Annotated in this window: 11 protein-coding genes; 7 read left to right on the top strand and 4 right to left on the bottom strand. The window is 66.6% G+C overall.

Features of this window, described 5'->3' with window-relative positions; all coding sequences use genetic code 11:
- Positions 1-5 precede the first annotated feature (5 nt).
- On the bottom strand, positions 6-1,706 hold the full coding sequence (locus NX784_RS14070) for a polysaccharide biosynthesis protein (protein ID WP_370662938.1): 1,701 nt from the start codon (positions 1,704-1,706) through the stop codon (positions 6-8).
- 770 nt (positions 1,707-2,476) lie between these two features.
- Positions 2,477-3,487, bottom strand: coding sequence for an N-acetylmuramoyl-L-alanine amidase-like domain-containing protein (locus NX784_RS14065; protein ID WP_258817303.1), 1,011 nt, complete (start codon positions 3,485-3,487; stop codon positions 2,477-2,479).
- A gap of 222 nt (positions 3,488-3,709) precedes the next feature.
- Here NX784_RS14065 and NX784_RS14060 point away from each other — a divergent pair, with 222 nt between their 5' ends.
- The 7 genes from NX784_RS14060 to NX784_RS14030 all read left to right on the top strand — a co-directional run bounded on the left by NX784_RS14060 (position 3,710) and on the right by NX784_RS14030 (position 10,470).
- Positions 3,710-6,655 (top strand): TonB-dependent receptor, encoded by a 2,946-nt coding sequence (locus NX784_RS14060; RefSeq protein WP_258817302.1) that lies wholly within the window; start codon positions 3,710-3,712, stop codon positions 6,653-6,655.
- Positions 6,656-6,951: 296 nt separating this feature from the next.
- A complete protein-coding gene (locus tag NX784_RS14055; RefSeq protein ID WP_258817298.1) occupies positions 6,952-7,119 on the top strand; it encodes a hypothetical protein in 168 nt (55 codons plus the stop codon).
- Between the two features lie 64 nt (positions 7,120-7,183).
- Complete coding sequence (locus tag NX784_RS14050; RefSeq protein WP_258817297.1) at positions 7,184-7,351, top strand: hypothetical protein; 168 nt, start codon at positions 7,184-7,186, stop codon at positions 7,349-7,351.
- 202 nt (positions 7,352-7,553) lie between these two features.
- Positions 7,554-7,928 carry a LiaF transmembrane domain-containing protein gene (locus NX784_RS14045; RefSeq protein WP_258817295.1) on the top strand — a complete coding sequence of 125 codons (375 nt, stop codon included), beginning with the start codon at positions 7,554-7,556 and terminating at the stop codon, positions 7,926-7,928.
- Positions 7,918-8,616, top strand: coding sequence for a LiaI-LiaF-like domain-containing protein (locus tag NX784_RS14040; protein WP_258817294.1), 699 nt, complete (start codon positions 7,918-7,920; stop codon positions 8,614-8,616). Before NX784_RS14045 ends, NX784_RS14040 begins: the two co-directional genes overlap by 11 nt.
- Before the next feature lie 10 nt (positions 8,617-8,626).
- On the top strand, positions 8,627-9,727 hold the full coding sequence (locus tag NX784_RS14035) for a sensor histidine kinase (RefSeq protein WP_258817293.1): 1,101 nt from the start codon (positions 8,627-8,629) through the stop codon (positions 9,725-9,727).
- A 2-nt stretch (positions 9,728-9,729) separates the two neighbouring features.
- Positions 9,730-10,470: a LytR/AlgR family response regulator transcription factor gene (locus NX784_RS14030; protein WP_258817292.1), complete on the top strand. Its 741-nt coding sequence runs from the start codon at positions 9,730-9,732 to the stop codon at positions 10,468-10,470.
- On the opposite strand, the gene NX784_RS14025 is transcribed toward NX784_RS14030, so the two are convergent.
- Entirely contained in the window at positions 10,467-12,737 is a 2,271-nt protein-coding gene (locus NX784_RS14025; protein ID WP_258817291.1) for an ATP-dependent DNA helicase, read from the bottom strand. The genes NX784_RS14030 and NX784_RS14025 overlap by 4 nt on opposite strands.
- The gene (locus tag NX784_RS14020; protein ID WP_258817457.1) at positions 12,734-14,389 is read right to left on the bottom strand and encodes a VRR-NUC domain-containing protein; all 1,656 of its coding nucleotides are present in this window, start codon (positions 14,387-14,389) and stop codon (positions 12,734-12,736) included. Before NX784_RS14020 ends, NX784_RS14025 begins: the two co-directional genes overlap by 4 nt.
- Between the last annotated feature and the right edge of the window lie 54 nt (positions 14,390-14,443).

Below are 14,443 nucleotides of genomic sequence, written 5' to 3'. Positions count from 1 at the left end.
CGCCGTCAGATGCGGAACGGCACGAATTTCTTGATCAGGGCCAGGCGCTGGTGCGGGGTGACGAGCGGGGCTGTCGCTGCCGCCGCAGCCGCCGCGGCAACGGGCGCCGCGGCCGGCTCCGCGATGGGCCGGCTGGGGCTGTATTCGGTGACGATGGCCTTGACCATCGCCTCGATCATGGTTCGCTCATGCGTTTCGCACGCCATCATCAGGCACGTGACGAACGTGTCCAGAACGCCCGGCCGCAACGCGTTTTCCTTCATGCGCATGATGCGCGGATGTTCGCTGGGGAAGACGACGCCGTCGGTCAGTAATTCCTCGTGCAGTTTTTCGCCGGGGAACAGGCCGACGTAGCGGATCTCGATGTCACCGCCCGGATTCTGCGGCGATTTCTCCGTAAGCCCGGACAGCGCGATCAGCGTGCGTGCCAGGTCGACGATGCGGACGGGTTCGCCCATGTCGAGCACGAACACGTCACCGCCCTTGGCCATCGCGCCGGCCTGGATCACCAGCTGGGCCGCCTCGGGAATCAGCATGAAGTAGCGCGACACGTCGGGATGCGTGATGGTGAGCGGGCCGCCGCGCGCGATCTGGCGCTGGAACAAGGGGATCACGGAGCCGGACGACCCGAGCACGTTGCCGAAGCGGACCATGCAGAACGTCGTGTTTGCGCCGTTGCCGGGACCGTGGCGCACCGCCGCGGCCTGGAAGATCAGTTCCGCGATGCGCTTGCTGGCGCCCATGACGTTGGTCGGCCGCACGGCCTTGTCGCTCGAGATCAGCACGCACGTTTCGACACCGTGCCTGGCCGCCTGGGCGGCGATCACCTGCGCACCCAGCACGTTGTTGCGCAGACCTTCGACGATGTTCATTTCGACGAGGGGTACGTGCTTGTAGGCGGCGGCATGGTAGATCGTGTCGACCGGGACCCCGCGCAGGATCCGTTCGACGAGGTCGGCGTTGCAGACGGAGCCCAGGTGCGCTTCCACGCCGAGGTCGGGGAAGCGGGCCGCGAGCTCCTGGCGGATCGTGTACAGCGCGAACTCCGAGTGGTCGAGCAGGTGCAGCCGGCGCGGGCCGAGGGTGGCGATCTGGCGGCACAGCTCGGCGCCGATGGAACCCCCGGCACCCGTGACGAGCACCGTCTTGCCGCTCACGCAGCGGGCAAACAGGTCGACGCGCGGCGGTACGGCCGGACGGCCCAGCAGGTCTTCGAACTTCAGGTCGCGGATGCTGTCGCGCGGCGTGGCCTTGTCGTCGGCGAGGTCGACGAGGCGGCTCAGGATCTTGGTGCTGATGCCGGCCTGCGCCAGCCGCTGCATGATGTCGCGCAGGCGTTCCGGCGATACGGACGGGAGGGCGATCACGATCGACCGGATGCACATCGCATCCACGACTTCCAGCAGCCGGTCGGTGTGGAATACGCGCAGTCCGCCGATGTTCCGGTCGTTCAGTGCGTGCTTGTCGTCGAAGAAGCAGACCGGGCGGTATTCCTCGCTGTTGCGCATCGCCTGCGCCAGCCGCGCCCCCGCGTCGCCGGCCCCGTAGATCGCCACCACCTCCGTGGCGACGCGTTGTCCGGCATGCCGGTTGCGCAGGAAGGTGCGGACGCCGATGCGCGATGCGATGACATAGGAAAACACGATGAACCAGTAAATGGCCAATGCACTGCGGGGGAAATTTTCCTCTTTGATGGAGAACGTCACGGCATAGGCGCCCGATATGGCAATGCCCAGCGCAAGACCCGTCGCGCTCAATAAACGCTGGTCGATGAAGCGAATGACGGCGCGATATAAATCCGAAACGGAAAAGGCGGCAATCGTGACCACCGCCACGAGAATATAGGAAGCCGGCCCGAAATGGGACGCTAGTTTCAGATCGCCGCCGCGCAGCAGCATCGCAATCAGAAAACAGAAAGGCAGTGCGATCAAATCGGCTATGACCATCAGCGCGATTTTCGTGGCGCGATGCAAGGACACCATCCTGGAGCAAAATCGGCTGATAAGCGCTTGATATAGCTTGATCATGATTCTGAATCACGGCGTGGGTTGGCGAATATGAATATCCGTTAGAAAACAGAACGGTTATCGTTCCTGCGTTTTTGTTTCCTGGCCGATTTGTCGAAGGATGATGTGCATCGCCAATGCGATTGAATTTCGCGATTGGGTTTATTATCTCGGCGCGCTTGAAATGCCGATTTGACGATGCTCAACCGGCTAAACGGAATTCGCCAGGAATAACACGAGCGTATAAACAGGAAATTGAATTGCGGATATTATTCAAAAGAATTGGTCAATTGAAAGAGCCGTAATTCTTAAGCGAAATTATTTTCCGAAATTCTGGCGAACGGGGCACGCCGCGCTCGGGCGCTGGAGGCGAACACGGATCACATGGCGGGCGTCGGGATGCGGCCCCGCGTGGCACGTGCGGGAGCGCGGATGCGCGGCCGGCAGCCGCGCGATGATGGGGCCGGGGCTCAGGCGCCGGCCGGATGGCCCGGGCGCGGCTGCGGTGCCATCGGCGGCACCGTGATGTCGTCGTTCAGGCGCAGGAACTTGAACCCGGCCAGCACCTGGCCGTTCTTGTCCGCCTGCCGGTTGCGCTCCTCGCGCGCGGCCGCGCGGGCGATGAACGATTCGAACGTCTCTTCGCGCACCTGGGGGTCGGACGAATGGAGGAAGTGGCGCTGCCCGTCGGCGCCCAGCACGACGAGGCCCACGTGCGACGCCCAGTACTGGCCGTCGCGCGTCGAGATCACGTTGACGAGGTCGCCCTCGCGCAGCTGGCCGGTGATGGCGGCCACGCGGTCCTTCGGCACATACGCCTGGCGGCTCGTCTCGACGGGGACGCTGGCGTCCGTGTGGTGGCGCGTCTTGAGGAAGCGGGCGCGGTCGATCGTCATCGTGTATGCGGGCCCGTCCGGGCCCGCCAGCTCCGCGCTGACGTCCGTCACGAGCCAGCGGTTGGCGACGTTCCAGTCCATTTCCGTGTAGTGGTTGCGCGTGGCCACACCGACGACACCGTCGCGGTAGCGGATGCGCTGCAGCATCCAGAAGAATTCTTCCCACGACTGCGACAGCGCCATCGCGTACGTGTGTTCCGCGAACACGACGCAGTCGCTGTGGTCCAGGCTGAACATCGGCAGGTCGTCATGGACCTGGTACGGGAATTCGCCCAGGAGGTTCAGGCGGTAAGGCTGGCCAAGGTTCTTGCGGGCGATGGCGGCGATGCGCTTGCGCAGGTCGGGTTCCGCGTCGTGGACCCACGCGATGTAGCGTCCGGCTTCGACCGGATGCATGCGGTACAGCGGCTTCGCCAGGATCGCGTCCAGCGGTTCACTGGCCGCGACCTGTGCCGTCGGGACGGTATCGACGGTGGCCACGGGCGGTGCCGCGGGCGGTGCGGCAGGCGGCGTCGCGCAGCCGGCGACGAGGGTGGCGATCAGGGAGGGCAGCAGAAGCGCGGGCAGCGCGCGGGCAGGACGCATGACGGGTCTCGGACGATAAAACGCTACGCTAACCCGTCCGGCCGATGCTGTCAAAATGAAAATATTTATGCGGGTATAACCCGGCGTCATCGGCGCCGCCGCACATGCCTCTAAGTTATAGATTCTTTAACAGTAATCATTATCCAATGGCGTTGCCATCATCAATACTGTCCGCGCGACCGGGAGACACCGGCCTTGACAAGACAACGACAGGAGAGAGAAATGTTGAAGCAGAAGCCGCTCGCGGCCGCAGTCTCGATGGCGCTACTGGCCGCGGCGGGTGCGCCCGCGCTGGCCCAGAGCGACGCCGGCAGCCCGCAGATGCAGACGGTCGAAGTGACGGGCATCCGCGCATCGATGGCGAAGTCGCTGGCCGTGAAGCGCGACGCCACCGCCAACGTCGAAGTGATCACGGCCGAGGACGTGGGCAAGATGCCGGACAAGAACCTCGCCGATTCCCTGCAGCGCCTGCCCGGCGTGGCCGTGCGCACCGATTACGACGAAGCGGAAAAGGTCGCCATGCGCGGCACCAATCCGGACATGTCGCTCATCATCTTCAACGGCCACACCGTGAGCAGCGGCGACTGGTACATCGCGGATCAGGCGTCCAGCAGCCGCTCGACGAGCCTGTCGCTGATGCCGTCGTCCGTGCTGAACCAGGCCATCGTCTATAAAACGTCGCAGGCGAACATCGTCGACGGCGGCCTCGCGGGCACGATCAACGTCACGACGCGCAAGCCGCTGGCGCAGAAGGAGCGCCTGTCCGGCGTGGCCAGCGTCGGCGCCAGCTATGCCACCTTGCCGGGCAAGACGGCGCCGGACCTGAATGCGTCCGTCAACTGGAAGAACGAGGCGGGTACGTTCGGCTTCATCGTCCAGGGCTTCGCGGAAAAGCGCTACATCCGCCGCGATTCGGCGTCGCGCCTCGCGTACGGCACGAGCAGCGGCTGGGACGTCATCAACACGAGCACGATGAAGGGCATCACGGACGCGTCGCTGGCCGGCACCGGCTACAAGGCAGCGGACCTGAACGGCGTGCGCATGCCCGGTTCGATGAGCACGGAGTTCGTCGAAGGCGTCCGCGACCGCAAGGGCGGCATGTTCTCGCTGGAGTTCAAGCCGAACCAGGATCTCGATTTCACCGTGACCGGTTTCACGTCGACGCTGAAGGCGCCGAACTACGGCCGCTTGAAGGCCGGCGCCATCTACAGCATGCTGCTCGGGAAGGCGTCGCTGGCGGATGGCGCCACCGGCGCGTCCGCGCCGAACACGAACTCGAACGGCCAGCAGGTGTTCGCGGCGATCCGCAATCCCGTCATCGTCACGGAGACGACGATGTACGGCGACCAGCTGCGCGTGCTGAAAAGCGCCGACATCATGTTCCCCGACGGGACGACGCCCCAGTACACCGGCAACTCGGAAGGCTTTTATCGCCAGGGCGCGCGCGCCACCAGTTCGTTCCTCGACCTGGACGGCAAGTGGCGCGTGAACCCCGACTTCACGCTGAAGACCTTGCTGTCGACGACACGCGGCGTCGGCAAGACGGACTGGGACCAGGGCCTGACGTATGCCAGCTTCGGCACGGGCGTGTCGTATGCGCTGGCCGGCGTCGACAATGCGCCGTACGTGAAGTACTACGGCACCGGCATCAAGCCCGACCAGCTCGTCGTGCGCACGATCTCCGGCCTCAAGACGACGGACCGCGAGACGAGCGGGCAGGTCGATGGCGAGTACCGCGTCGCGCAGGGCTGGCTCCAGTCCGTCGAAAGCGGCCTGCGCTACGCCGACCACCATCGCGACAGCGCGCGCCGCTATCCCGCTTACCACAACGCGAACCTGCAGGCGGGCGCGCCCACGAGCACGATTCCGTGGCCGTCGAACTTCGGTGCGGGCCTCGATGGTCCGGTCGGCTGGGACAACACGGGCTACACGTTCGACCCCGCCGTGCTGATGGCGTATTTTGCCAACGCCACCAAGACGACGAGCGACGAGTACGAGCGCCGCATCGCGTCCGAGCTGCACCTGCGCGAGCGCCAGACCTCGGGCTACGTGATGGCCAACCTGGAAGGCGAGCACTGGTCCGGCAACGTGGGGCTGCGCTTCGTGCAGACGCGCATCAATGCCGACATCCCGACCCCGATCGCGGCCGGCATCTGCCAGCGCGCGGCGCCGGGACAGCCGGCGATCCCGTGCGCCGCGTATCCGGGCGCCATCTCGACGGCCGGCGACCTGCAGCCGTATTACGACGACGTCCCGTTCAATCCGCTGACGGGTAATATGTACTACTTCACGAAGACGAACCGCCGCTTCGATAACTGGCTCCCCAGCATGAACGTGCGCTACGAGCTGAGGCAGGACCAAATCGTGCGCTTCGGCGCGAGCCGTACGGTGGGACGCCAGAACTACAACCTGCTCGGCGCCGGCTTCGGCACGCCGACGTGCGATGCGCAGGGCTGCCGCGTGACGGGGCCGAACCCGGACATCAAGCCGCTCACGTCGGACAACCTCGACGCATCGTGGGCCTGGTATTTCGCGCGCCGTTCGATGGTGGGCGTGGACCTGTTCTACTCGCGCATCGAGGGCTATGCGAAGACCGGCACGTCGGGCGGTTCGACGATCGACTTGTGGGACCCGGCCGCGCAGGCGATGAAGACGTATGCCGTGCAGACGTCGCAGCAGCAGGGCGCGCACATCGCGGGCCTGGAACTGTCGTACGAACAGCCGATCGGCACGACGGGCTTCGGCATCACGAGCAACGTCAGCCGCGCGCACACGAAGGTCGACGATGGCCGGCCGATGGTCGGTGCATCGGAATGGGCCGCGAATGTCGGGGGCTATTTCGAGAACGACAAGGTGTCGCTACGCCTCGTGGCGAACTATCGCAGCGAGTACGTGAACAGCTCCACGGCCCCGGCGCCGACGGCGAACAGCCAGGGCTTGTACAGCGTGAACGGTGTGTTGATGCCGACTGCGCCGACGATGGCGGCACCGGTGACGACGCTCGCCTTCAACGCCAGCTGGAACATCACGCGCAACCTGTTGCTCGCCTTCGATGCGACGAATCTGACCAACGTGAAGCGCGCCTACTATCGCTACAGCGAAGAGGAACAGCAGAAGCTGGACGTGAGCGGCCGCCAGTTCTACGTGAACCTGAAATACCGGTTCTGACCCGTCCCGCGCGTTCGCAAAAGGAGGCCGCGGCCTCCTTTTTTCATCATGTTGCACTGCCGCGTAGGCGGAGTTGAAGGTGGGCTGTAGGACTGGAACTCATGGGGACGGACAGTGTGCGGCACCTAACGGTCCATACCCCTCATGCTTCGTTACGATGGAGGCGTCGAGTGAGGCGCCATGCGATGTCTGCGGCGACCAACCACCTCGACAGGTCAGCCGGTCGCCTCGAGGACCGGCACCAGAATTCACGCCGGCGATGCGAACGCGCCGGCCTAACGGAAGCGGAGGTTGCCATGTCCACGACGACGACGAACCATCCACCCAAGCACCTCGTGCGGGAATACCTCGAACGGCGCACGAAGGACACGACGCCCCCGCCGACACCGGAAGAAATCCGGCGCCAGTTGGGGTGGGGCATGCTGATGCCGTCCGACGACCGCATCGGCACCTCGCGCTCCTGAACCCGGATCGCGCGCGCCATGCGCGTGCCATTTCACTCCCACCGTCACGAACAGGAGAACCACCATGACCGCCAAGATCGGCAGCAAACACATCGCCCAGCACCGCGGCAAGAAAGAGCGCGAGGAAATCCACAAGATGAACATTGCGCGCGAGGCCATCAAGATCGCCACGGCGCGCGCCAAGTACCGCAACCAGCAGAAGGGCCAGCGTCCGCAGGCCACGGCCGCGTGATCGTCGCCTGATTCGTCCGCCACATCCGCTTCCGAGGGCCCGCCATGGCAACATGGCGGGCCCTTCCGCATTCGCCGGCGACGTTCGCCGACACCGCCGCCATTGACCGGCACCGGCCCGCCATTGGCCGAAAAGCGCTTCCATCCCGGCCCCCGTCTCCGTTATCGTGTCGACATTCGATCCAACGACAACCGGAGATGACATGAATAGCGAAGCTTCCTACCACCTGCGGCGCCAGGTGTTGTGGGGCCTGGTGCTGGTGGGGCTCGGCGTGGCCTTCCTGCTGGACCAGATGGATATATTCGACATCCGCAGCTTGTGGCATTACGCGCCGCTGCTGCTCGTCGTGGTGGGCATCAACCAGACCATCGGCTACCCGAGCGCCCGCGAATTTTCCAACGGCCTGTGGACGGTGTTCATCGGGCTGTGGCTGTTCGCCGTGCTCGAGGGGCTGTGGGGTCTCACGTTCGGCAACAGCTGGCCGCTGCTCATCATCATCAGCGGCATCACGATGGCGGTCCGGCCGATCGCCGAGCGCCGCTTCGGCCAGAAGGGAGGCAACGGCCATGGAAAATAACACGAACCGCGCGTCGAGCCAGGTCGTGCTGGGCCTGCTCGTCGTGGGCATGGGCGTCCTGTTCCTGCTCGATAACCTGGACATCCTGAACTTCCGCCACGCGATCGGTTTCTGGCCGCTCGCCTTCATCGTCGCGGGCGCCGTCGCGTTGTTCGGCAACGGATCGCGCAGCAGCAATTACATGGGCGGCGTGCTTGTCGCGATCGGCGTGCTGATGATCGCCGGCCGCATGGGTTTCTTTTACATCAGCTGGGGCACGCTGTGGCCGCTCGTGATGATCGCGCTGGGCGGCCTCGTGCTGTTCCGCTCACTGGGCCCGGGACGCGTGGCGCGGCCCGGCATGGCCGACGGGGCGGGGGCGGACAACGTGGTCGACGTCGTCGCCGTGCTGGGCGGCTTCGAGCGCCGCGTCACGACGTCGGATTTCCGCGGCGGCGAGATCACGGCGATCCTCGGCGGCTGCGAACTCGACTTGCGCGAAGCGTCGATCGTCAAGGAAGCCGTCATCAACGTCTTCGCGATCTGGGGCGGCATCAACATCAAGGTCCCGCCCGACTGGACCGTCGTCCTCAACGGCACGCCGCTGATGGGTGGCTTCTCGGAAAAGACGGTGACGCCACCCGACGCCAGCAAGCGCCTCGTCATCACCGGCTACGCCATCATGGGCGGCGTCGAAGTGCGCAACTGAGGCCAGGCCCGTGCACGGCATCTTCGCGAACTGGCGGGCGACAGCCCTCTACCTGCTGGCCTGGCTGATGCTGGGCCTGCTGTTCGCGGCCATGTTGGCCGTCAGCGGCGCGGGGTGGGGCGCCAGCGTGCTGTTCGCCGTGCCGCTGGCGTACCTGTACGCGTACGCGGCCGGTTTTTCCGCCTACTACGTGTGCCGCGCGTATCCGCTGGGCCGGCGCCGGCCCCTCGCCATCGCGGCCGGCGTCGGCGTGACGGCCGCGTGCGTGGCCGCGCTGTGGTGCGGCATGGGCGCCGCCTGGAACAGCCTGCTGGCCGCGCTGGCGCCCGACAGCTACGTGCCCGTCGCGAGCGGCCCCGTACTGGCGGCGATGTTCGCCGTCGGCCTGATCCTGTACGGCCTCGCGGCCGCCGTGAACTACCTGGCGATCGAGTCCGAACGCGTGCGCCAGCTCGAGACGCAGCGCCTGCAGATGAAGCTGACGGCCCAGGATGCGGAGCTGCGCATGCTGCGCGCCCAGGTCGATCCGCACTTCCTGTTCAACAGCCTGAATTCGATCAGCGCGCTGACGTCGCTCGATCCGGCAGCCGCCCGCGCGATGACCGTGCAACTGGCCGAATTCTTCCGCCTCACTTTGGGCCTGCGCGCCGACCACATGGTGACGCTCGACCGCGAATTGCAGCTCGTGCGCCATTTCGTCGCGATCGAGCAGGTGCGCTTCGGCGATCGCCTGCGCTTCGACGCGGCGATCGATCCCGCGGCCGGCGCCTGCCTGCTGCCGCCGCTGCTGCTGCAGCCCCTGATCGAGAACGCCGTCAAGCACGGCATCGGCCAGTTGGTCGAGCCTGGCCAGGTGCGCATCGAGGCCGTACGCGCCGGGTCGATCCTGCGCATCCGCGTCGAGAACGACGTCGACCCGGACGGCAGCGCCGGCACGGCGCGCGGCACGGGCCTCGGCCTCGTCAACGTGCGCCAGCGCCTTGCCGCCGTCCACGGTCACGAGGCCAGCGTGCACTGGGCGCACCGTGACGGCCGCTTCGTCGTCGAGCTGGCGCTGCCGGCCGTCACGGCGGCCCTCCCGCACACCGCAACCGAACTGGAAGGAATTTGACGATGCGCGTGATCATCGTGGACGACGAACCGCTGGCGCGCGCCGTGCTGCGCGAACACCTGGGCTTTTTTCCAGACGTCGAGATCAGCGGCGAATGCGCGAACGGTTTCCAGGCCGTGAAGGCCATTGCGGAACTGGCGCCCGATCTCGTGTTCCTCGACATCCAGATGCCCAAGCTGGACGGCTTCGAGGTCGTCGAGCTGGCCGGCGCGAAGACGCATTATGTGTTCGTGACCGCGTACGACCAGTTCGCGCTGCGGGCGTTCGACGTCCATGCGCTCGACTACCTGCTGAAGCCGTTCACGCGCGAGCGCCTCGCCCAGGCGCTCGCGCATGTGCGCGAACGCGTGGCCGCGCCCGCGCAGGGCGGCGACACGATGCGCGCGCTCGTCGCCGACGCGCAGGCACGGCACCAGCCCATCGAGCGTGTGCTGATCCGCGACGGTGCGCGTGTACAGGTGATTCCCGTCGACCGCATCGATTACGTCGAGGCCCAGGACGACTACGTCGCCTTCTTCGCCGATGGCCGCCAGTGGCTGAAGAACCAGCGCATGGCCGAACTGGAAAACCAGCTCGATCCGCAGGCGTTCCTGCGCGTGCACCGGTCGTACATCGTCAACCTCTCCGCCATCGCGCGTATCGAGCCGACGGGCAAGGATGGTCACTGCGCCGTGCTGAAGTCCGGTGCGCGCATTCCGATCAGCCGCAGCGGCTACCCGAAAGTGCGCGACCTGATGCGCTAGGCCGCCTTGGCGACGTGCCACCACGCGGGCAGCAAGGATTTGACGTCGGCCCGCGTGAAGCGGTCGTCGATCAGCCAGACGACGCCGCGGTCCTGTTCCGTGCGGATCACGCGGCCCGCGGCCTGTACGACCTTCTGCATGCCGGGATACAGGTACGTGTAGTCGTAACCGACACCGAACATCGCCTGCATGCGCTGGCGCAGCTGCTCGTTGACGGGATTCACCTGGGGCAGTCCCAGGGTCGCGACGAAGGCGCCGATGAGACGCTCGCCCGGCAGGTCGACGCCTTCGCCGAACGAGCCGCCCAGCACGGCGAAGCCGATGCCGCGGCCACCAAGGGCGAAGCGCGCGAGGAATTCGGCCCGTTCCGGCTCGCTCATGCGGCGCGCCTGGCGCCACACTGGAATGTCGGGATGCGCCTGCTCGAAGCGGTCCGCGACCTGCTGCAGATAGTCGAAGCTGGAAAAGAACGCGAGGTAGTTGCCGGGCCGCGCGTGATACTGGTCGGCCATCAGCGTGGCGATCGGCGCAAGTGAGCCGGCGCGTTCCTGGTAGCGGGTCGAGATGCCGTGTGCCACGTGCACGTCCAGCTGGCTCGCGCTGAACGGTGAATCGACGTCGATCCATGCCGTGTCCGCGGGCATGCCGAGCAGGTCGGCGAAATAATGCCACGGACTCAAGGTGGCGGAGAACAGTGTCGTCGAGTGTGCACAGGCGAAGCGCGGGCCGAGAAAGGGGGCCGGCACGACGTTGCGGATGCAGAGCGTCGTGTCGCGCTCGTTGTCGCGCGTGACGTCGAACAGCGAATGCTCGCCGAACGATTCGGCCAGCCGCCCGAATTGCAGCGCCGCGAAATAAAAGTCCTGCAGTTCCGGGTCCAGCGGCACGGGGAACGCCGCCATATGCTCCGTGATGGCGCTGGCCGCGGCCTGCAGCGCGTTCAGCAATTTGTCGGGCAGCGCGTCCAGCACCTGGTAGGGCAGGGGCGCGGACTTGCTCACGTCGGTCCAGGCGCGCTTGACCTTGTCGAGCGGCTTGTGCAGCGCCGGCGGCGCGACGGCGCGTGCCGCCCGCAGGTCGCCGCGCTGCATGGTCGCCGTGTACATAGCCCGTGCGCGCGACACGAGGTTGTGCGCCTCGTCCGCCAGCACGCTGACCTTCCAACCCCGGTCCAGCGCGAGCGCGTACAGCATCGCGCCGCCGTCGAACCAGTAGTTGTAGTCGCCCACGACGACGTCGCTCCAGCGCACCATTTCGCTGCCCAGATAGTACGGGCAGACGTCGTGCGCGAGGCCGATGTCGCGCAAGGTGGCGCGGTCGAGCATGTCCGCGTTCGTCGCTGCTTCACGCGCGGCCGGCAGGCGATCATAGAAACCCTGCGCCAGCGGGCACGATTCGCCGTGGCAAGCCTTGTCCGGATGCTCGCAGGCCTTGTCGCGTGCACTGAGTTCGAGCACGCGCAACGGAACCGTGCCGCCAGCCTTCAACGTCGCGGCCGCGTCCAGCGCGAGCTGGCGGCCGGGCGTCTTCGCGGCCAGGAAAAAGACCTTGTCGAGCTCCTGGGCCGGCGCCGCCTTCAGCACGGGGAACAGCGTGCCGATGGTCTTGCCGATGCCGGTCGGCGCTTGCGCGAGCAGGGCGCGCTTGCCCGCGTTCGCGCGGAAGATGGCTTCGGCCAGCTGGCGCTGGCCGGGACGGAAGCCGGCATGCGGAAAGCGCAGCGCCGTCAAGCCCGCGTCGCGCGCCGCGCGGTGCGCGAGCTCGCGCTCGGCCCAGGCGACGAACTGGCGGCACTGGTCGTCGAACAGCGCCGCGAGTTCGGCGCGCGTGCGGGTCTCGCTCAGCACCGTCTCCTGCTGGCTGCCGATGTCGAAGTAGACGAGCGCCAGGTTGACGTCGGCGAGATCCAGCTCCGTGCACAGCAGGTGGCCGTAGACGCGCAGCTGGGCCCAGGCGAGATGCCGGTGGTTGTCGGGTACGGAGGTGAACTGGCCGCGGTACGTCTTGACTTCTTCGAGCAGGTTGCGGTCGGGGTCGTAGCCGTCGGCCCGGCCGCGCACGTGCAGCGGACCCCAGTCGCCTTCCAGCGGCACTTCGCTGCGATAGTGCTCGCCGCGCCGCGATGCGACGACCGCGTGTCCGGCGATGCCTTCCTGTGCCATGGGCGACGGCGTGAAACGGAGGTCGAGGTCGCCCTGCTTGGCCGTGAACTCGCATAGCGCGCGCACGGCGACGACGTAGCGCGCGTCGGTCGTGGCGGCGCTCATGCCGCGGCCTGCTCCCACTGCAGATAGCACACCGTGATCGGCATGCCGTGCGCGGCGCAGTAGTCGATCCAGCGCAGCTGGTTGCCTTGCAGGCGGTCGCCGGGACCCTTCACCTCGATCATGTCGTAGCGCGCTTCGTTCGGCCAGAACTGGATCAGGTCGGGGAAGCCCGTGCGGTTTTCCTTCACGTCCTGCAGGATGCGGCGGAACCACAGCTGCAGATGCGCGGCCGGGATACAGTCCAGTGCCAGTTCGATGACGTCGCGCTCGAGCCAGTCCCACGCGACGAACGGCGATTGCAGGCCCGCTTTCTCGTCGTACGTGGCGAGGATGGCGGCGCGGTGCCGCCCGTCGTCCAGCAGGGCGAGGCAGGCGTCGAATTCGGCCTTGCGGCGCTGGTAGAAGTCGGCCGCGTGCAGGTCGGCCGGGCCGCGGTGGAACGGGTGGAAGAAGGCGCCGGGAATGGCCGCGAACACGGCGCGCCAGCACAGGAGGCCGAACAGCGTGTTGGCCAACGTGTTCTCGACATAGAACACGGGTGCGTCGTCGCGCCACAAGTGCTCGAGTACGACCCCTTCGACGCGCCACTCGCCGGCCGGCAGCGGCAGACAGAGGTCGAGGCGCGCGGCCGGCGTCGCGCGGCGTGACGGCCCTTTCGGATGGCCCAGCTTGCGCGCCAGGCGCGGGCCGATGCGCAGCAGGTGCTGGCGTTCCGCCTCGTTTTCCGGTGCCGCGCACGCCGTCTCGAACAGGGCGTAGGCCGCGTCGAACTTCTCGTGCTTTTCCAGCACGCGCATGGCGCGTCCGCGCGCGCCCGGGTAGCGGCACCCGGCGTACACGGCGTACGCATTGTCCCAGTCCCGTTCCTTTTCGAGCAACTGGCCCAGCTGGAACAGCAGGCGTTCGCGGCGGCTGTCGAGCCAGTCGTTGCCGAACGCGTGGCGCGGCAGGCCGGCCAGGATGTCCAGCGCCGGCTCGCCCGCGTAATAGCGCTCCTTGCAGGCGTGCAGTTGCAAGTAGTGCTCGATGTCCTGGCGCGCCCGGAAACCGCGCGACGCCGGCGAGAACTCGACCCGCTCGTAACGAAACAGGCCCAGGTCGGACAGGACGAACTCCGTCCAGTCCTGCGACAGGTTGCCGAAGAAGACGAGACGCAGCCGGTCGCACAGCGGTTGCACGAGCAGGCGCAGCGCGAGGTCGTCGCAGCCAGGATGCCATTGCGAGAACGGGCGCTCGTCCGCGTGGGCCGGGTCGGCGCGCAGCGCCTCGAGCTGGTCGGCCTTGCGCGCACTCTTTTGCGCGCCCGTCAGGCCGAACGCGTCGGCCAGCTCCGGCTTGGACAGCAGGTCGAACAATTCGTCGAGCGTCAGCGCGGGATCGGACTCGATCCAGCCGCTGGGCAGCAAGGCCTGTGCCGCGGCGCGGGGGCAGCCGATCTCGGCATAGTTGAGCTTGCTGGCCCGGAATAGCGTGCCTTTGCGCATCACCATCCGCACGAACAGGGCACGCGCGGGCTGCGGCAGCCGCGGAAAGGCGGCGATGAAGGCGTGCTCCTCGTCGATCAGGAGGTCGGCGTAGCGCTCGGCGATCCAGTCCAGCACGCGCTGGAAGTTATCCAGATAATAAAACTCGTTTTCCAGGACTTTGATCATCGTCATGCGGCACCAACTGTACTTTTGTACAGTATAACGGTGCCGGCGGCGCTG

Origin of the sequence: Massilia pinisoli, from assembly GCF_024753285.1 — a bacterium.
Taxonomy (GTDB): Bacteria; Pseudomonadota; Gammaproteobacteria; order Burkholderiales; family Burkholderiaceae_D; genus Telluria; species Telluria pinisoli.
The sequence above is the reverse complement of the archived record's forward strand: the minus strand, read 5'-3'. Positions and strand labels throughout refer to the sequence as shown.

Coding starts and splice junctions, on each gene's coding strand:
- NX784_RS14020 (WP_258817457.1), bottom strand. CDS start 14,389: ATGATCAAAGTCCTGGAAAACGAGTTTTATTATCTGGATAACTTCCAG.
- NX784_RS14055 (WP_258817298.1), top strand. CDS start 6,952: ATGTCCACGACGACGACGAACCATCCACCCAAGCACCTCGTGCGGGAA.
- NX784_RS14025 (WP_258817291.1), bottom strand. CDS start 12,737: ATGAGCGCCGCCACGACCGACGCGCGCTACGTCGTCGCCGTGCGCGCG.
- NX784_RS14040 (WP_258817294.1), top strand. CDS start 7,918: ATGGAAAATAACACGAACCGCGCGTCGAGCCAGGTCGTGCTGGGCCTG.
- NX784_RS14065 (WP_258817303.1), bottom strand. CDS start 3,487: ATGCGTCCTGCCCGCGCGCTGCCCGCGCTTCTGCTGCCCTCCCTGATC.
- NX784_RS14045 (WP_258817295.1), top strand. CDS start 7,554: ATGAATAGCGAAGCTTCCTACCACCTGCGGCGCCAGGTGTTGTGGGGC.
- NX784_RS14030 (WP_258817292.1), top strand. CDS start 9,730: ATGCGCGTGATCATCGTGGACGACGAACCGCTGGCGCGCGCCGTGCTG.
- NX784_RS14050 (WP_258817297.1), top strand. CDS start 7,184: ATGACCGCCAAGATCGGCAGCAAACACATCGCCCAGCACCGCGGCAAG.
- NX784_RS14060 (WP_258817302.1), top strand. CDS start 3,710: ATGTTGAAGCAGAAGCCGCTCGCGGCCGCAGTCTCGATGGCGCTACTG.